Annotated in this window: 10 protein-coding genes and 2 pseudogenes; 11 read left to right on the forward strand and 1 reads right to left on the reverse strand. The window is 63.3% G+C overall.

Translation table 11 applies throughout. The features are described 5' to 3' along the window. Positions 1–33: 33 nt before the first annotated feature. Positions 34–2,169, forward strand: a complete 2,136-nt coding sequence (locus ACTWPV_RS14720) for a sialate O-acetylesterase (protein WP_443152175.1) — start codon at positions 34–36, stop codon at positions 2,167–2,169. Between the two features lie 297 nt (positions 2,170–2,466). On the opposite strand, the gene ACTWPV_RS14725 is transcribed toward ACTWPV_RS14720, so the two are convergent. Beyond that, on the reverse strand, positions 2,467–3,216 hold the full coding sequence (locus ACTWPV_RS14725; protein ID WP_347645814.1) for an SDR family NAD(P)-dependent oxidoreductase: 750 nt from the start codon (positions 3,214–3,216) through the stop codon (positions 2,467–2,469). A gap of 126 nt (positions 3,217–3,342) precedes the next feature. Between ACTWPV_RS14725 and ACTWPV_RS14730 the strand changes: the two genes are divergently transcribed. From ACTWPV_RS14730 to ACTWPV_RS14775, 10 genes and pseudogenes are all read left to right on the forward strand, one after another. Beyond that, entirely contained in the window at positions 3,343–3,777 is a 435-nt protein-coding gene (locus tag ACTWPV_RS14730; RefSeq protein ID WP_443152176.1) for an Rrf2 family transcriptional regulator, read from the forward strand. A gap of 277 nt (positions 3,778–4,054) precedes the next feature. Then, positions 4,055–4,288 (forward strand): annotated as a pseudogene (locus tag ACTWPV_RS14735) (transposase); the annotation flags it as partial. Positions 4,289–4,737: 449 nt separating this feature from the next. Continuing rightward, positions 4,738–5,535: an ISL3 family transposase gene (locus tag ACTWPV_RS14740; protein ID WP_443152177.1), complete on the forward strand. Its 798-nt coding sequence runs from the start codon at positions 4,738–4,740 to the stop codon at positions 5,533–5,535. A 50-nt stretch (positions 5,536–5,585) separates the two neighbouring features. Then, a complete protein-coding gene (locus ACTWPV_RS14745; RefSeq protein WP_443152178.1) occupies positions 5,586–6,266 on the forward strand; it encodes a transposase in 681 nt (226 codons plus the stop codon). 336 nt (positions 6,267–6,602) lie between these two features. Continuing rightward, positions 6,603–12,356 carry a DNRLRE domain-containing protein gene (locus ACTWPV_RS14750; protein WP_443152179.1) on the forward strand — a complete coding sequence of 1,918 codons (5,754 nt, stop codon included), beginning with the start codon at positions 6,603–6,605 and terminating at the stop codon, positions 12,354–12,356. A gap of 817 nt (positions 12,357–13,173) precedes the next feature. Then, on the forward strand, positions 13,174–13,494 hold the full coding sequence (locus ACTWPV_RS14755; protein WP_443152180.1) for a hypothetical protein: 321 nt from the start codon (positions 13,174–13,176) through the stop codon (positions 13,492–13,494). A 1,156-nt stretch (positions 13,495–14,650) separates the two neighbouring features. Next, positions 14,651–15,881, forward strand: a pseudogene (locus ACTWPV_RS14760) (IS701 family transposase). A 469-nt stretch (positions 15,882–16,350) separates the two neighbouring features. Continuing rightward, entirely contained in the window at positions 16,351–17,202 is an 852-nt protein-coding gene (locus ACTWPV_RS14765) for a hypothetical protein (RefSeq protein ID WP_443152181.1), read from the forward strand. 130 nt (positions 17,203–17,332) lie between these two features. Next, complete coding sequence (locus tag ACTWPV_RS14770) at positions 17,333–17,719, forward strand: hypothetical protein (RefSeq protein ID WP_443152182.1); 387 nt, start codon at positions 17,333–17,335, stop codon at positions 17,717–17,719. Between the two features lie 240 nt (positions 17,720–17,959). Continuing rightward, a complete protein-coding gene (locus ACTWPV_RS14775; protein WP_443152183.1) occupies positions 17,960–19,822 on the forward strand; it encodes an Eco57I restriction-modification methylase domain-containing protein in 1,863 nt (620 codons plus the stop codon). The last annotated feature ends 3 nt before the right edge of the window (positions 19,823–19,825 follow it).

Below are 19,825 nucleotides of genomic sequence, written 5' to 3' on the forward strand. Positions count from 1 at the left end.
CTCCCCTTGACCCCAGCCCATGGAGGAGTGCCCATGCCGCGCCATCGGCTCAACACCCGCATGTCAGCCATCGGATGCGCTGCCCTGGTATTCGCCGCGGCGACCGTCTCCATCCCCGGCGTCGCCGCCGCCGGACCGGCCACCACCGGCGCCCCGCCGACCTCCTGCGACGCCGAGGCCGCGGGCTACCGGCTGGTGCGAGTGCTCGACCTGCCAACCGTCGCCAACTGGCGGGACACGACCCCGCCGTACACGTTCGACGACACCGCCGGCCTGGTCGGCGGCTTCGACCGGGTCGGCTACTGCCTGGAGCTCACCGCCGAGGCGGGCACGGCCTGGGTGTGGACCTCGATGGAGGCGCTGAGCGCGAACCCCGACGACCTGGGCCTGCCGACTCGCATGGAGCAGTCGCGGCACCAGTTCGTCGACGACCTGACGGTCGCCTCCAACGTGCCCGGCGTGCGGGAGGTCGACGGAGGCTCCGGCTGGGTCGAGATGTGGCCCAACCAGTACGACGCAACGGGTTCGGGACAAGTACCGGGAGCGTCCGAGACCGCCCGCGACGCCGACGACGCGGTCCTGTGGGCGAACGGGTACGGCTCGTTCCAGGTACACGCGTTCGCCGACGCCGGCGACGCCCGTGGCCCACGGGCCGCGGACGCCGCCACCGCGACTCCGGTGCTGGCCGTCAACGCCTTCACCGCCGGCTCTCAGGCGATGGACGTCGGCATCGGCGCCGCCCCGGGTGAGAACCCCGACTGGACGTCCGCCAGGAATGCCGGCGACTACACCGCCCGGCGGCTCACCTTCTACGCCCGGCCCTCGCTTGCCCGGGTGGAAACCGCCCCGATCTCGCGGCAGGTGGTGCCCCGCCCGGGCCGGATCGCCACCAGCGTGCCGGTGCCGGTCCGCGGGGTGGCACTCGACCCGGACGTCACCGAGGTCGAACTGCGGACCACCCGCGGTGGCCGCCGGACGACCCGACGGGCCACCGTGTCGCCGGCGGCACCGCGGTTCTCCTTCACCGTCTCGCTGCCTGTGGCGTTGGCGTCGACCGACCTGGAACTCGTCGCGCTCACGGTCGACGGCGACAGCCGCCGCATCGCCCGCGCGGTCGACGTCGTCGCGGGTGACGTCATCGTCGTGCAGGGCCAGTCGAACGCGCAGGCCGGCCGACAGCCGAACTCGACCTCGTCGGAGGCGGACCGGTCCCGGTGGGTTCGCACCTACGGCACCTCCAACAACAACAACCCGCGACTGGCCGCCGCCATCGGTGGCTGGACCTATGCCACGGGCGACAACATCCAGCGGGTCGCGGCGATCGGCCAGTGGGCGGTCCGGACGGGACAGCTGATGTCGGCCCGGCTCGGCATCCCGATCGCCATCATCAACGGTGCCCGTGGTGGCCGGCCGATCAGCTACTTCGCCCGCAACGACAGCGCTCCCACCGATGGCGCGACCAATTACGGGATGTTGCTGCAACGCCTCACCCGGGCCGGCCTGACCGGGCCGGACGCCATCGACGTCATGCTGTGGTACCAGGGTGAGGCCGACCGAGACGACGCCGAGGCACACGTCTCCGGGTTCACCGAGCTGGTCGCGGACTGGCGCCAGGACTACGGCGCCGAGCTGCCGGTCCACGTCCACCAGGTCCGGAACTCCCCATGCGACCAGGCGACCCCGGTGGCGCTGCGGGACGCCCAGCGGCAGCTGCCGGACACCGTCGGCAACCTGCGGGTGCTGTCGACGACCGGCCTCAACGGCCACGATGGCTGCCACTTCGCCTACATCGACGGCTACCGCACCCTGGGTGAGCACAACGCGGCCATGCTGCTCGACGACCTGTACCGCCCAGGCACCCCCAAGGTCGCACCGCCGAACCCTCGATCGGCCCACCGGATCGACACGAACCCGCACCGACTGGTGGTGCGACTCCGCTCACCCGCCCACCCGCTGACCGTCGAGGACGGCGCCGCAGCGGACTTCCGGGTACCGGACGCCGTCGTGGAATCCGTGGTCTGGGAACGTGGTCGCGGCCTGGTGCTGACACTGGACCGGCCGGCACCCGCCCGCGCCACTGTGGCGTACGTCGCCCACCGTCGCGCCGGCCCGCGCGTCATCGACAGCCTAGGCATGGGCCTGCTCGCCTTCCAGATCCCCATCGAATAAGGGCTCGGTCACCTGCCGGCTCCGGGGGCGCGGGCGCCACGTCGGCCGGAGGCTACCAGCAGGTGTGCCAGTGCCACCGCGACCGCGGCCTCCCGGGGGCGCTCCAGCGATCACGCGGGTCGGCGGGTGGCGTGCTGGCAGTTCGTCCCAGCTCATCACCTGCTGGACGGGCCCGGCGACGGCGACGGGGCGTACGGCGTCCGGGTCCAGCCACACCACTCTCTTCGCCTACTGTGAACCGGGGATACACCACCACCCCCTACGTTCCAGCATGGGGCGCGCCGACGGCGCTGCGGCTCAGGCGTTGTAGCCGCCGTGGGCGTCCAGCACGGCGCCCGTGACGTACGACGCAGCGGGGCTCGCCAGGAAGGCGATCGCCGCGGCGATCTCGTCGGGGTGTCCCATGCGCTGCAGGGACAGCGAGCTGAGCAGGGCCTTGAGGGTTTCGGGGTCGGGCGGCTCCATGCCGCCCGTCATCAGCCCGGCTTCCACGACGTTGGCGGTGATGGCCCGGGGGCCGAGGTCGCGGGCGACGCCCATGGTGTACCGCTCGACCCCCGCCTTGGTCGCCGCGTAGTCGGCCACGCCCGGGACGCCGACTCGAGTGCCGAACCCGGAACTCACCGTGATGACGCGGCCGCCCTCGCGCAACACTCGGGAAGCGGCCCGGATGACGGCGATCACCCCGAGGTAGTTGGTGGCGTGCATCCGATCCAGCGCGGCGGTGTCGGCATCCGGGTCGTCCACCGTGCCGTTCACCCCGATCGCCGCGTTGTTGACGAGGATGTCCAGGCCACCGAAGTGCGCCACCACGTCGTCGATCAGCGCCGGCGCCTGGCTCGTGTCCGCCTGGTCGGACTTGAACGCGGCGACCTTCGCTCCCCTGTCGCGTACCTCGTCGACGACGGCCTGCGCCAGCTTCTCGGAGTTGACATAGGTGAACGCGACGTCGGCGCCCTGCTCGGCAAGCAGTCGTACGGTCGCGGCTCCCAGCCCGCGGGACCCTCCGGTGACCAAGGCGACCTTGCCCGTCAGCGGCTTGTTCATTCTTCTCACCTCACGGTTGACCATCTTCCGACTGTCGCAACCATAATGGTTACGACAGCTTGTTGCAACATTAGTTGTTACGACAGGAGCCGTAAGATCGAGGTTGCGATCGAGGGGAACGAGTTCATGAGCGCCAACAGCAGGTTGACCATCGCCGCCCACGCGCTGGCCTGGGTCGGCCTTTACCAGCGCCAGGGCCATGAGGTCGCCACCTCCGAGCAGATCGCGACCAGCGCGAGCACCAATCCCGTGGTGATCCGGCGGCTGCTCGGCGACCTGCGCAGGGCGGGGCTCGTGGAGTCCCGGCGCGGGGTGGGTGCGGGCTGGTCGCTGGCGCGCGACCTGGAGTCGATGACGCTGCTCGACGTGTACGAGGCGGTGGAACCCGGCCCGCTGTTCGCGCTGCACCGCGCCGCCCCGGACCCGGGATGCGCGGTGGGTTACGGCATCCAGCCGGCGATGCAGCGCATCTACGACGGCATCGAGGAGACCCTCCGGCGCGAGTTGGCCCGCGTCACGCTGGAGGATGTACTCCGGGACGTCCTCGCAGCACCTCGCTGAGCGGTCCTGCCCGTAAGTCCTTCGGGGTCAGCGACTGAGCTAGAGATCGCAGGCACGATCGAGGGCTTCTTGAGGCGTGCCGGCAGACATGCCAGAAGGCAGGATCCCTCCATCGAACTCAGCGCATGCCAGAGACTCCACCAATCCCCAGGGCACATCATTCCGGGATGGCTGTTCCTCGGGTGTTCGGCCTACGTGCGCACGAACACCTCGTCGAGGTGCCACTCGAGAGTCTCGGGATGCCGACCTCGACACCGCCGACAGCCGGCGGGGTCTGTTCGGCATCACCGTCGTGGCCGCTGACCTGCCCGAGGCCTGGCGACAGTGGGAGACCATCAACGACTGGTGGGACGAGATCGAGACCTTCGTCGAAACCCGGGTCACCAACGCCCGTACCGAGGCCGCGAACACCGCGGTCGGGCACATCAAGCGCACCGGACGCGGCTACCGCAACCACCGCCACTACCAGGCCCGTATCCTGCTACGCAGCCACCGGCAGACACGCCGTCGGCGCACACGCTTGGATCAGCAGGATCTGGTGAGCTGCTTCCGGTCGGTTCGAAGACATCTGGCGCCTGGAGGACGGTTCGTCTTCGATGTGTTCAACCCGAGCGTGCGCCTGCTTGCCGAAGCCGACGGCGTGCGGCGCACCCGGGAGTCGTTCATGGATCCTGACCGTGGCAACGTCAGCGTCGATGTCGCTGAGATCTACGATGCGCCCGCGCAAGTAACACGCGGGACGTGGTACCTCTCGGCTGACTCCGAGCCCGACTTCGTCGTCGCACCGCTCGACATCAGGAGCATCTTCCCGCAGGAACTGCCGCTGCTCGTCTCGCTCGGCGGCCTTCGGCGAGCTTGTCACTTCAGGGGCTCTGCCAAGATTCCTGTGGTGACGGAATGTGCGATTCCATCAACACTCCGCTGTTCTGGATGAGACCGTGAACGGTGTGCAACCGTGACATGGTGAACGTGCTCTTCCCGCACCTGGCCGCGGTGGAGATCGAGCAGATAGACCGCCAGGACGGCCAGGTCCGGGTGACTGCTCGCACGCGAGGCGACCTGGTGTGCTGCCCCTCGTGCGGGACGGTCACGGGCAAGGTGCACGGCTATCACCGGCGGCGCCTGGCCGATCGCCCGGTGGACGGGCTGCCCGTGGTGATCGAGCTGAGGTTACGCCGCCTGGTGTGCATCAACCTGGACTGCGCGCGACAGACTTTTAACGAGCAGGTGCCGGGCCTGGCCGGACGCTACGGGCGTCGCACGCCGGGCGCGACGGCGCTGGTGATCGCGTGCGCGCTGGCGCTGGCCGGGCGAGGCGGAGCCGCCTTGCTGGCCACGATCGGGCTCCTGCTCAGCCGTACCAGCGTGCTGAATACCCTGATGGCGTTGCCGGAGCCGCCGCCGGCCGTCCCGGCGGCGATCGGGGTCGACGACTTCGCGATCAAACGAGGCCAGCGCTATGCCACGATCATCATCGACGCCGTCACCCATCGCTGCCTGGACGTGCTGCCCGATCGGCTCGGCGTCACCTTCGCCCACTGGCTGCAACAACATCCCGGAGTCCAGCTCATCTGCCGGGACCGCTCGACCGCGTACGCGGCCGGCGCCCGCGACGGCGCGCCGCAGGCGGTGCAGTGCGCCGATCGCTGGCACCTGCTCAAGAACCTCAGCGAGGCCATCGAGAAACTCGCCCTGGCCCACCGTGGCTGCTTCCGCGACATCGCCACAGGCCAGGGCCGCGACGAAGGCCCACTGTAAGGCGCACCCGCAGCCGGTATGCGGCCATCCACGCCCTGCTGGGCCAGGGCGTGGCGAACAACGAGATCGCCCGCCGGCTCAACCTCGCCCTGAACACCGTCAAGAAGTACGCCCGCGCCCCGCAGGTCGAGCAGTTGATCGGCGGCACGAAACGTAGCGTCACGCTGGTCGACCCGTTCCGCGAATACCTGCGCAAACGCCGAGCCGCCGAACCCGGCGTGACCGTGCAAACCCTGCTGCAGGAGATCAAGTCGATGGGGTATCAGGGCGGCTCCACTCTGCTGTACCGCTACCTGGGCCAAGGACGCGCGGAAGACTCCCAGCCGCCGCCTGCACCCCGCCGCGTCGCCATTTGGATCATGACCGACCCGGCTCTCCTCAGCCCCGGCCACACCGCCCGGTTACAGGAAGTGCTGAACTGCTGCCTGGAGCTGAAACAGGCCACCGAGCACGTACGCGCCTTCGCCACCCTGCTCACCGAGCGCCAGGGACACCGGCTGAACGACTGGATCAACGAAGCCCGCGCCAGCAATCTCCAACCCCTGCGCTCCTTCGCCGAAGGGCTGCTCACCGACCACGACGCCATCGTCGCCGGACTCACCCTGCCCTACAGCAACGGCCCCACCGAAGGCGTCATCACAAAGATCAAACTGCTGAAACGGCAAATGTACAGGCGAGCCGGTCTCGCCCTGCTCCGAAAACGGATCCTTCTCACCATCGCCAGAAACTGAGCGTCACCACGGGAATCTTGGCAGAGCCCCTGAAGTGACAACCTCTCCCGCTCTTCAGGTGCGGGTGCTTGATGGTGGTCAGAGTCGGTGTCCCTCGCGCCGGCCCGGTGTTGGTTCGGTGTGGCGGCTGGCCATGCGGAAGTCGTGTCGGGAGTCCTCTGGCGCAAATCTTGCGGACCTGGGTTGTGGGGCTGGGTGCCCGTAGGCGCCCCTGCCTGTCTCGACATGGCCGGTGTTAACGGAGCCACGCTTTCCCGTTACAGAAAAGGATCTTTACTATAGTCGGCGGACATGTGATGATCACTTGGTTTTGCCACATCTGTTCGAAAGGATCGAGTGAACACATCACGAACAGCGTCTGGCTTATCCGGCCGGACGCGCCGCCGCGCTGCCCTGATCGCGGTCCTGACACTGCCGCTCTCGCTGATGAGCGCACCCGCGATCGCTCAGAACCCCACGCCACCCCCCACCCCAGCCTCCGCGACATCACCGCCCAGCACCCCCACCACGCCCACCAGCAAGGCGCTGGCGCAGGCCAAGAAGGACAACCGGCGCATCGAGATCGAGTCGATGCGCTCCGAAAGCGCCACCTTCTACGCCAACCCGGACGGCAAGACGGTCCGGATGGAAATGCACACGCAGCCGATCCGCGTCAAGAACGCCGACGGCAAAGGCTTCACACCGATCGACACCACCCTCATCGAGGCGGACGGCGCCATCAAGCCCAAGGCGGCACACGGCGATCTTGTCCTGTCCGCCGGCCAGGACAAGACCCTCCTCAAGAGCCGGGCGGCCGATGCCACGGCGCAACTCGGCACGCCGTCGGTGTTGCCCGAGCCGCGCTTGAAGGGCAACACCGCCACCTACCCCGACGCCTACGGCAAGGGCCGCGACATGGTGGTGACCGCGAACGCCACCGGCTTCCGGCAGCGGATCGTCATCGCCGAACGGCCCACCGGCCCGGTCTCCTTCCAGGTGCCGGTCGACCTGCCGGAGGGGTTGTCGTTCAAGGCGAACGCCGCAGGTCGGCCCATCATCGTGGGCAAGGACGGTAAGACGCTCACCGAAGTGCGGCCGACCCTGCTGCAGGACGTCACGGCCGCCGACGCCGGCGCCCCGATCGACGCGGGCAAGGTCGGCAAGGCCGCTGTCACGCTGAGTGAGGACGGCACGAGCCTGGTGTTCACGCCGGACGCCGCGTTCCTGGCCGATCCGGCGGTCACCTACCCGGTGACGATGGCCGCCGCTGCGGACGACTGGTGGGAGACCGACACCAGCGAATGGCACCTCGGCGGCCAGGACACCTTCGTCAACGACGCCGACTACCCCGACAGCTGGGACAACTTCACCCTCGATCGGATCCTGGTCGGCAAGTCCAACGACGGCGCGGTGCGCTGGCGCAGCTATCTCCAGTTCCCCGACGTGCCGGCCGAGTTCGCGGGCGCAACGGTGGAGAACGCCGATCTGATCTTGTGGAACTACTATTCCAACGCCTGCGGGGAGAGCGTGGGCTCTGGCATCACGGCGCGGCGGATCACCTCCGATTGGGAGGAGGCGACGCTGCACTGGAACAGCCAGCCGTCCGTCACCAACACAGGGGCCGACACCGAGTACGGCGCCTACAGTGACTACGACTGCACCGGCTCGATGGCCTACGCCTGGGACCTGATCCACTCGGTCGACGAGATCGTCCAGGCATGGGTCAACGGCGCCCCCAACTATGGCATCCAACTCGCAGCCGGCAGCGAATCGGACATCACCAACTGGCGCCGCTACCGCACCGACGAAGCCGGCGGCTGCACCACCGCCCCGCGCGAACAATGCCAGGGCACCCTCCACCCGCCCATCCTCACCGTGGACTTTGAGCTACCCCAGCCGCCTTTGACGCGGAAGACCATCTACGATGGCATGCCTGAATTTCCTGCGGGCGATGTCACCCCAGAACTGCTGGAAGAGTACAGGGGCGACGAGATCACCGATGAGCGGACCCCGCCCGCTGAGGTTACCCGCCAGCAGGCCCTCGCTGACGCCCGCAGTATGGGAGACATTACCGAGTCCGACCCGGCCACGATGCCGCCCCCGCCTGAGGGTCTTACGGACGAGCAGATAGCAAATGATCTGAGTCCTGATCGTACGCCCGTGGAAACTCCCACTGAAGAGACCGTGCAGGGGCATTGGAATCTTGACGAAGGCACAGGCAACGTTGCCGCTGACTCCTCGGGACAAGGAAACAACGCAACGCTGGGGAGCACTGCCGCGTGGACTGAAGGCAAGAACGGTACGGCCTTGTCCAACGTCGAGAGTCCAAGTGCTACCGGCATGCCGCTTGCACGAGCACGGGCCATCGCATCCGCGGAGGCGCTGAGGTCAGGCCAGCCCGTGGAAGTGGCCGACGAAACTTCCGAGACGAGCATTACCACAGCTCAACCGGATGGAAAGACGTTCAAGACAGAGATCGCCGCCGGGCCCGCGCGGACGAGGCAGGGCGACGTGTGGGTGCCGATCAACACGACTCTGGCCGAACAGGCCGGCATGCTGAAGCCCAAGATCCTCGCTGCTGGTACCACAGTGGAGATTTCCGCCGGTGGCACACAACCGTTCGTGACGATGTCCGCCGATGGGAAGTCGTACGCGCTGCGTTGGCCAGCGCCGCTGCCCAAGCCGACCGTCAAGGGCAGCGTGGCCACCTACACTGACGCTGCCGGTACGGGGGCCGACCTGGTGGTAAGGGCGTTGCCGACGGGGTTCCAGCATGAGGTAGTACTGCGCCAGCGGCCCGCTGGACCGGTGGAGCTGCGGATTGGCGTCGAGGACGAGGGCCTGACCCTGTCGGAGGGCAAAGGCGGCCGTCTGCTGCTGAAGGGCAAGGACAACAAGCTGGTCGCCGCAGGAACACGACCGATCGTGACGGACGGCAGCGGCAAGAACCGCCCTGCGTCGGTCAAGCGCGGGACGGCTGACACGGAACTGGTCGTCAAGGACGGTCGTACGGAGCTGGTGGTCACGCCAGACCAGGCGTTCCTGGCGGATACCGACACCACCTACCCGGTGCGCATGACTGCGGCGGTCACGTTGCCACTCGGCGCCGACGTGCAAGTCACCACCGATGACACCATTGATTGGCCTGCCTACCCGAGCAGCGGAAACGTCATGGCCGGCACCATGACCGGCGGGCTCAAGTCGCGTGTGCACCTGCAGTTCGACACCACGAGCCTGCAGGGCAGCACGGTAACTGACGCCAGGCTGTCAATGAACACCATCCACAGCCACAACTGCGGCCCCTCGCTCGCCAACGGCATCCAAGTCGCCCGGCTGACCAACGACTGGGACCCGGACAACATGTACTGGGACGGCAAACCAACCCACACCACCGAGGACGCCTCCACCAACTTCAAGGGCGTCAACCAGGACTGCGCTACCTACCCGGACAGCATGGATTGGAACGTCACCGGCATCGCCCAGGACTGGGCCGCCGGCGCAACCAACTACGGCTTGGTGCTCAAGTCGCCCGGCGAGGCGAACATCAACAACTACCGGGTCTTCACATCCTCGGAAGACACCGAGTACAACGTGCCGCCCAAGCTGACCATCACCACCAGCGGACCCGCGTCGGCGCCAGCGATCGCCGGAATGCTGATCACGCCCTCGGAAGTAGTATCTGGCACCACTGTTACAACCTCCCTCACGCCGCAATTGGCAGCCACTGTTTCTGACGCGGTCAGCGGTGACCTGACCGGTCAGTTCGAAGTCGAGCACGACCCTGCCGCCACAGAGCAGGGCAGCGGTCAGATCTGGGCCGGTACCTCTGCGGCTGTGACTTCGGGTGGACAGGCCGTGGCGTCCGTACCCGCGGGGAAACTCGCCACAGGGTGGAAGATTCGGTGGCGTGGCCGCGCGGCCAACACCGGCGCCGGAACCGTATCGGCATGGTCCGCATGGCAAGCTGCCACCGTGAACCTGCCACCGCAGGAACCCGGACCACAAGTCGGTACCCTGCAAGTCAACCCGTCTCAGCTGGTTGACGGCACGATCGTGACGTCGACTCTCACACCTGCACTGCTCGCTCAAGTTACCGACCCCGCTGGCGGCACCCTCCGCGCGGAATACCAGGTAGAGCATGATCCTGCCGCGGCAGAGCAGGGAAGCGGCCAAATCTGGACGGCAGCGGTGGACGGGGTCCTTCCCGGGTCTCAAGCCAGTGCGACGGTCCCGGCAGGGAAGCTAGCCGACGGGTGGAAGGTACGTTGGCGCGTCCGCGCAGTCGCCGGGAGCACGAGTTCTCCCTGGTCCGACTGGCAGCTGTTCACTGTGCAGGTCGCACAGTCCGGTGATGAGCCACTGGCTCGAACCGCGGGACCGGTCATTCGTACTGACAGCAGTTTCACCGTTGCAGCTTGGCTGCGATGGGCGGACAAGGACGGCGCCTACAAGGTAGTCGAACAGAAGGGAACCCATAAGGCCCCTTTCCTCTTGGGCAACACACCAGAGAGGGGCCTGGTCTTCGCTTTCACAAGCGCTGATGCCGAGGACGCAACAACCGAAACGCTGTTCTCCGATGTGGAGCCTCCTGTCGACGAGTGGTTCCACTTGGCTGGCGTATACGACGCAATCAGTAAGACGGCCACGCTGTATCTGAACGGAACTGCGATCAAAACAGCGTCGATAGGCTTCCCAACGTGGAACGCTGAAAGCGCTCTCTCGCTCGGCACCAATATGAGCGGTGTTCTCGACGATGTCTGGGTTTATGCCAAGGCCTTGGATGCGGACGAGATCGTGGTGCTCTCTGGTGAGGTGGCTGCGAAAAGTGATGCGCCGTCGATGAAGGCGACTGTCCGGACTTCGGTGGCAAGCAATAACTTCGTGTACGATCGCGTCAATTACAATGAGTGCGTCAACACGAAGGCCTCCCGCAGTGCTTATGTGGCTGCCAGCGCCACCAAGCCCGCCATTAATCCTCGAGGTTACACCAAGAATCACTTCTCTTGGTGTACCAAGCAGATCCCGATGCTCGCTGTTGAGGTCTACAACTACACCAAGAAGAAGTGGGAGACTACGGACCTCGCTGCAGCCGAGTTAGTGACCATCGGGCGTACGTTCCAGGGCAGTCGAGAGATCGAGTTCGATGTGTATATGCCGCGTCTGAACGACGCCGTGGAGGGAGCTGCGTTCAAGAATACGAACTTCACGGTCGGACTAAACGTGACAGGCGATCCCAGTTCGGCCGCATGTAAGCAGGTCGTGAACAGTCAGTATCCCGTAACATTCTCTGGACCTGCGGAATACTGGGCGGGCCGAATGGTGACCTTCAAAGTCGAGTCCCCCGCATCCGGGTGGGTACCGGGACCGAACAACAGAGAACTCATTGCCACTTGCGCAACGCAGCTTACATTGACCGCCCCGCGTGTCGTCGGCGTCCAATATAACAATAAAACGGCCCAACAGGTGATCCGGTGTGACTCTGCTGAATATATTACCTGGTATAGATCGGGCTGCATATTCGCTCACCTCGTGCCGTCTATAAAGCTTCGGCAAAACCAGTTCCCGAATGCTTATGCCCACGTCTCCAAGGCTTTCACGGCTCCAAACGCCACTGTTCCAGAAACAACTACGACGGATGAGAGGTTGTGGCCGCCGAAGACTCGAGTTCCCCTGGGAACGGCGAAAAAATTCCCAGGCTTCAGTAAGAGTAACGGGATCCACCGACTCTACTGGGATGAAAACCGTATAGACAGAAACAGGTGGCGATCGCAGCGGATCTGCGGCTACCGATGGCACCCGTGGTGGCAGGGCAGAGATCCTGTGCCGTGGAACTCCGCAGTCCAACAGTGCGACGAGTTTCCCTTCGCCAGCACGTACGAAGGCTCGTGGGCGGTGTGGCAGAAGACACCGCCGGACGACCAGTGCTGTACATATCCGAACCAGGCGAACGTTACGGTAGACCTGATCCCCGCCCAGGAGAACATGGCCTGGGGAGCCAATTGGGATACCGGGGGCCTCGGCCGATTCTACATGGTAGATCGTGTCCTGGACGAGGATGACTTCTTCATTCGCCTCTATGACTCACAGGATAAGCTGGTTAATATCAACTGATTCGCCAGATAGGGTGGAGTCTGCCTGCCGAAAGCCAATAGGCCTGGCAGGCAGGCTCTCGCTTCACATCTCTGCGACACCTCTAAAAACGGTCAAGCCAGAACTGTAGGCGATAGGATTCCAATCCCGATGGAGGGCCGTCTTCGACGTATCGCTCACCTTTTCCGAGCCCTAGACTGCATCGAATCGCCCATGTCTGAGCGGGGGCTCCAAGGTTCAGGGATCTCCGTGACGGGCGGCCGAGGGTCTGGACCAGTCGTACGGACCCTGAGCTGCAGTACATCCGGGCGGTGATGTCCCTAGTCCAATTTTCCTGATCAGCTGGTGGCTGCCCATCCCACAGTTCCAGTATGACATCGGCGACGTGCCAGTCTGCGGCCCTGCTCTTTACTAGAGCTATGTTGGCTGTCGCAACGAACCAAACGTTCGTGTTCTGGAGCTGCAATCCTAGCTCTTCTATTGTCAGCGCGTCGGTAGGCCTGTTGGCGGCGCCGTCGTCATCGAGGAGCGAAAATTGATAGGCGTCGACCTTTATCGTGTCCTCCACGCGCTGCACGAGGTGAGTCATATCACTTCCATGTCTGTAGTGTGAACTTTTGACGGCGGTACGCGGGAATAGTATCGAAGCTTTCCCGACTGGTTGTGGAGTGTCATTTTAATGCACGAGCTGAGGAAAGTCTCTTGCTGAACTGGCGGTCCATATCACTTGCTAATCGCAGCAAGATAGTACTGTCGAGTCTGGTCGTCGGCGAGCTATCACTTTCCGTCACTAGTGGGTCAGGGGCTGAAGGCCGTACAGTCCCGTCGGCCGGACACGATGGAGCGGAACGTCACGGGCATCGCCCAGCAACGGGGCCGCCGGGCCACCGACAACGGCCTGGTGCTCAAGTCGCCCGGTGAGGCGAACGTCAACAAGTGCCGGATGCTCGTCTCCTCGGAATACCTTGACGAAGACGGCACCCAGCCCACGCTGACCATCACCACCAGCGGACCCTCCTCCGAGCTCACCGTCACCGCCCCGGCCATCACACCGGCAAAGACGGTGGACGGCACCACCGAGAACAGTTCGCGCACCCCGCAACTCGCTCTGTCCGGACGGCTTACGATAGTCACTACGACCTGCGCGGAAGGGTGCTGAAGCCGTTCTGCGTCATTACCGGCTGTTTTATATGACCCGAATAACACTTCCACAAAGACCAGTGACAGCCCGTTCTGGGTGAAGATCGTGGGCTGACGACCTGGTCAACGCCGTTGCGTTTAGCGTCGCGGGCGGGAGGCAAGGCCACTGGCCGCCGCCTAAGTCGCCGCGGACCACTCAGCCGAGGCGGCGCCGGCCGTGCCGGCGATGGATGAGCCCGCGACGATGCCGGAGCCCAGCGCGGCCGAGGTCCGTGCCTGGGCTCGCGAGAACGGTCTGGAGGTGCCGCCCTAAGGGGCGGCTTCGTCCGCAGGTTTGGGAAGCGTACCGGCGCGCCCACACGTGAATCGCCAGGAAGGTCTGGCGCTGGGGGAGGGGGCGAGCGGCATCGACATGCCGGGCGACGTCAGTCTTACCGGCGACTGGTGAGGACGGTCTTCGCAGGGAGGGATGACGCTCAGTTTTAGGCATGTATCGGACATGATCAACGGCTATGTGCGTCGCGTGCCGAGCCGTCGTAGCGGGTTACGAGAGGCCTTGGTCGCCTAGAATCGGGGTCTGACCTCGGGATACGTCGCCAAGATCATCCCGACTATGTCCCCGGATCATGGTCCTACGGCTGCGTTTGGGCGCTCTCGGCTGCCTATCAAGGTCAGCAAAGCAGAAGACCTGCGGCCGTAAAACCGCAGGTCAGTGGCCAAAACGCCTGGTCGAGATGCGTGCCCCCGGCAGGATTCGAACCTGCGGCACCCGCTTTAGGAGAGCGGAGATGATCCCGTCCACTCAGCTGACTTGAACTGGGAAAATAGCCAACGCAACGTGATGGCTACGCAAGATCGTCCCCCACATCTCCCCGGCGCCGATCAGGAGCGGAACCACGTCATCCGGTGGCAAGTCGACCCGGAGCGCAGGGCCGCCAGGCCCGAGCACCGGAAGCGACGCGGCAGAACCTCGATCAAGGGAAGGGGACGACTATGGCTATGGCGTTGAACATGGCCTAGTACTCCAGTGACACTTCGCGATCTTGGGCCTGGAGGTGGCATGAAGACGGCCACCACGTGATCATTCGAAGTTTGTGAAGACATCTGACGATCGCGTGATGGCCGTGGCCGACACTGTAGACCTTGACGGCTGGATGGTCACCTTCAACGACCTGATGAGCCGGATCGCGGGCCGGTTCGGCCGCATCGAGCCGCGCCGCGCCGCCACCGCTTACGTGCGCGGGCTGTTGTCCGACCTTGACCGCAAGAACTGCTGGAACCTGGCCGAGCACGCCGGGCTGACCGGCCCGCAGACGATGCAACGCCTGCTGCGCACCGCGCGCTGGGACGCCGACGCCGTCCGCGATGACCTGCGCGACTACGTCATCGAGCAGCTCGGCGAGGGCGGAGTACTGATCGTGGATGAGACCGGCTTCCTCAAGAAGGGCGCCCGTTCGGCGGGGGTGCAGCGGCAATACACCGGTACGGCGGGCAGGATCGAGAACAGCCAGGTCGGCGTGTTCCTCGCCTACGCCACCCCTCGCGGGCGCACGCTGCTGGACCGGCGGCTCTACCTGCCCCAGCACTCCTGGCTGGCCGACCCCGGCCGATGCGCCGAGGCCGGAGTGCCCGAGCAGACCACCTTCGCCACCAAGCCCGCCCTGGCCGCCGAAATGATCGCCGCCGCGCTGGATGCCGGACTGGCCGCACGCTGGGTCAGCGGTGATGAGGTCTACGGCCAAGACCCGCGCCTGCGGGCCCTGCTGGAGCGGCGCCACGTCGGCTACGTGCTGGCGATCGCGGGCAACCGGCGGGTGAACCTGGACGGGGCCGAGCGCAGCGCCGCCGACATCGCCGCCGGCGTGGCCGATCGGCACTGGCACCGCTACCGCGCCGGACAAGGCGCCAAGGGCCCGCGCTGGTATGCCTGGGCATGGGCGCGCATCGACGAAGCCGAACCGCAGGGATACCGGTGGCTGCTGATCCGCCGCAACCTGACCACCGGCGAGCTCGCCTTCTACCGCTGTGGCGCGCCCACACCGATGCCGCTGATGGCCCTGGTGAAGATCGCGGGTGTCCGGTGGGCGGTGGAGGAGTCCTTCCAAGCCGGCCAAAGGCCAGGTCGGGCTGGACCGCTACCAGGTACGCGGCTGGACGGCCTGGCATCGGCACATCACGCTGGCGATGCTCGCCCTGGCCTTCCTGTCCGCCATCGCCGCCGCCCAGCCGGCCAACACCGACACCGACCGCATTCCGTTGACACTGCCCGAGATCCGCCGGCTGCTGAGCGAACTCGCGCTGACCCGGAGCCGTCCCATCGCGCACGTTCTGCGCTGGTCGGACTGGCGCCGCCGTCACCAGGCGACAGCCCGGCGCTGCCACTACCGGCGCAGATCGAAACCATGATCGCGAAGTGTCACTGGAGTACTAGATGCCCCAGCAAGCGCTCCATACCGCGAGGGGCGACCTTTAGCAGTCTTAGGATGCGCGACAAATAACCTCTAGCGCACCATTGCTCCCCTGGCGAGAACGAGTCTCTGGTCTCCGGCGTGGCCAGACGCGTTCCGCCGACGACTGCGACAGGCTTGACCAACAGGATAAGTAGGATGTTCATAACTATCAAGGACCAAACTTGCTGCTTATGCCTCAATTCGGACATCTCAGAGAATGGCTTCCATGCTCAACTTGGACATTTCGCACCAAAATGGGTTGAGGCGTGTCGGCACACCACTTCTAGTGGCATTCTAGACCTATGAGCCCTCACTCTCGTCGGACCACCGCACGAAGCCACAGCCCTGCGACCGTCGAGCGCAATATCTATTTCTACCGGATTGATGCGGGAGCTGATGAGTCTGGAGTTCCAAGAAACGTCGACATGGAACTAGCTGCCGCATTCAAAGCAATCGAGGACCTGTCATTTGAGTCTGACAGCGCCCGGTACATGACACAGGTGGACGGAAACGCCCTTTGCGCATGGGTAGATGAGGTGTCGGAAGTCACCAGGATACGCCTGGGATCCATTCGAAAGAATGGGTTACCTCAATCTGAATTCGGTGGCAGGCTGCGCAATCTTTCACTCGAGGACAATGAAGGTATATGCGAGATGTCGCATATATGCGTCTTTTCAAGCGGCATCGTAGGTGTAGAACACAACTACTACGGGCCCCGGGCAACACGGCTGCCATCGTACGTCCAGTATGCCCTATCTGGATCTGTAACGCCCTTCACGTTGGAAGCGCTTCTTCGCCATAATGTGGCCAGTCAGCTGCAAGGAAGGAAGTCTATTCGCAAACTTACGATGCGAGTGCGTCGGTCCTACATCGCCGCCATATCCGAGGCAAATGAATCCCTAGGAAAGGCCCTCGAAGCTGCAGCCACGGGCAGTGGCGCGGCGACTGTGGGCATAGTGTTGCAGCCCGAGCCTTACAAAAGAACAAACCTCAAGCCAGAGCTGACCGAATTCCTGCGTAAGATCATAAGTCGGGAAGACCTGCATGAACAAACGGAAGAACTAAGAGCTGCAATCGTCGATGATGCTACTGGGAAAGTTGATGAAATAAACCTCCTAGCGGATCACTTGATCAGTAAAAGATCAATACTGCGATTGACCGCAAGATCAAGGGTTCTCGATAGTAGGGATGCGTACCGGACGATCGTGGAGGCCTACCGCGACATTTATGAAGATCTTTTGTCGGCTTCGTCGGCTAGTCTGTCCTCTGAGGGCTGAGCTCATCTCCTGAAAGGCAAAGACAGTGCGACGAGGGCGAGTTCCGCTGTTCCTTAAAGAGCTTCTAGGATTTATCATTGCGTCCACTGCCACATACAAGCTGTCGTTCTTTCCGGTCTTCGATAGCTTTATGCAGGAAATGCTGGCAGGGCGCCGCAAGGAATTGTATGCGGCAATCTTGGGTTTACATGGCACACTGCTCGGATTTATAATCGCAGCAATTACGATAGCGATTACCTACGTGAGCTCACCACGTTTTGAGATATTGCGTCAGACCAAGCATTGGCCTCACCTATTTGGATCCTATACCAGAAGCATGCGCTGGGTGGCCTGTACAACTCTCTTCTCCCTTCTCGCTCTGCTTGTAGACTATGAAACGGCACAGAATCGCCTGCTGGCTATCCTTTGCTTCGATGCAGTATTTTACGGAGGAGCAATGATTGTACATACGCTATGGGTAACCGAAAAGGCGGTAAAGGTTGCAATCTCAGCCAAACCGAGACTTCCCGGCGAATGACCCTTGTGAGGGAGGGTTACGTCGTACCGAATGAATGACATGTTTACCAAGAACTATTGCCTCAAAGTGCTGATCGAGCTCCAAAAATATATTCTGGGCCACAGCGGAACTCATTATTTGTGTGATCCAGGTCTCAACTCGTGATTGAGTTGCCCTCCTACTTGCGCCCGGTAGAGTCCCTAATGCCGTGTAACACATGTTATAATGACGATCCGCGCACGTTTGGCCTCACCGTGTTTGGTGCAGGCTCTCAAGATAAGGCTCCCCTTGCCGCCGCAGAAGCCTCAGAGGCCAACCAAGTCCAAGTTCGACGATGCAGTTGCACAGACAGTCACTTGGTGTGAAGAACATTCTTCTATCTTGGAGCCGTTGCCGGAAGAGGCCGTACTCGGGGCCAAGGAAAATGAGCGAAAGCTTCTCAGGGCTTTGGGGGGCGTTGCGAAAGCCCTCGCCGCTGAGACCAACATACGGACAGAAACCTGGCCAGCCGATGTAATGAGCTGGATTCGCACGTCACCAGATGTGAAGAGCTCCATAATAGACTTGGTTATGGAGCAAAGCCTAGCCGGTGAAGACGTTCTAGGTAAAGTATATGAACGTCTCGTGGCAGGGGCGCAACGTCGACGCCTGGGAACATTCTTCACGCCGAAAGACGCGATGTCCTACATAGAGGACATCGTGAAAAGACATGAAGAAAAGCCGGCTGCTATTGCGGACCCGGGAGCTGGAGTCGGCGCTTTTAGCGCATCCGCACTGAAGCTATGGCCTGAGGCAAACGTTCATGCAGTTGACATCAACCTTGTAACCCTGGGACTTCTGGCGGCTTCTCCAGCTTTGGCTGGCGCAGGTCTAACAGAGAGACTGACGCTGTGGCGTCAAGACTTCCTCAGTTGGCTCATGAAGGAATGGAAGGAGATAGGAGGGCGCCGATTGATCTACGGCAATCCTCCTTATACAAGGCACCAACTACTCAGCATGGATGAGAAGCGCGCAGCTGCAAAAGCGTCGGGGGTGCTTGCTCCGGCCGGAAGAGCGGGGTTGTCCACTTATTTTTTGACAGCTTCACTTCGCGCGCTCAGGGCGGAGGATAGCCTTTGCCTACTTCTCCCAATAAATTGGCTCGAGGCAGATTACGCGCGTTCCGTCCGCCGATATTTGTGGTTGGATTCAACAAGGCCTACTGAGATACACCTTTTCCCTGACGACGAAGAGGTATTCCCGACAGCCCAGGTCTCGGCTATGGTCCTTTTTGTAGGGCCACAAGCCGCTAACCCGTCTCCGCTTTCCCTATTTGAGGTGAAGCGAACTGGTGAGAGCGGATTTGAGGGATCTCTCCTCGTATCGAGGGCTCGTGAGGGGTCAGTGCCCAGGACCTTTATGCCCAGCGGGCTTGAGGTGCCAGAGGTGGTGGGCGAAGGTTCTCAAGATTCAATTTTGTTGGGCGATATCCTGAAGGTCAGGAGGGGCGTCGCTACCGGCAGTAATACGTTCTTCTTGCGGACGGACAAAGAAGTACAGGACCTACCGCCAGAGACCTATCGTCCTGCACTAGCCCGGCTTCGTGAGGTAGAAGAGGACGATCTTACTGAGGAATTGCACAATGAGATGCGCAAGAAAGGCGAGCGTTGCTGGATTCTAAACCTTACCAAAAAGGACAGGGATCAAGCGGTTATCAACGAGCTACTAATCCAGGCAGAGAGCGAAGGCATTCAGAATGCATATCTGTGTCGTACGCGGCGACCTGTTTGGTATGAGCTTGAGCGTATTCCTACTCCCCACATAATGATAAGTCCTATGAGCAAGAGCGTTTTCAGGGTCATTATCAATACCTTCGGGGTTACGCCGACTAACACGCTGTACGGATTGTATCTGGAAGAGGCGTTTGATAGTCTCGAAAATAGACGCCGGCTCGCCGAATGGTTAAGGGGCGTGCAAGGACAGTCGGCACTGAAGGCCGTCGCGCGTCGGCATGGAGATCGCCTCCTAAAATTGGAGCCGCGGGCCCTCCTTAGTATCCGCATGCCCATGTCCGTGCTTCGGATCGAAGCCCACCCCACTATTGAGCAGGCTCAGGTTGTTGAGCAGCAAGCTCTCACTTTCTAGCCT

Origin of the sequence: Nonomuraea sp. KM88, from assembly GCF_052245635.1 — a bacterium.
Lineage (GTDB): Bacteria > Actinomycetota > Actinomycetes > Streptosporangiales > Streptosporangiaceae > Nonomuraea.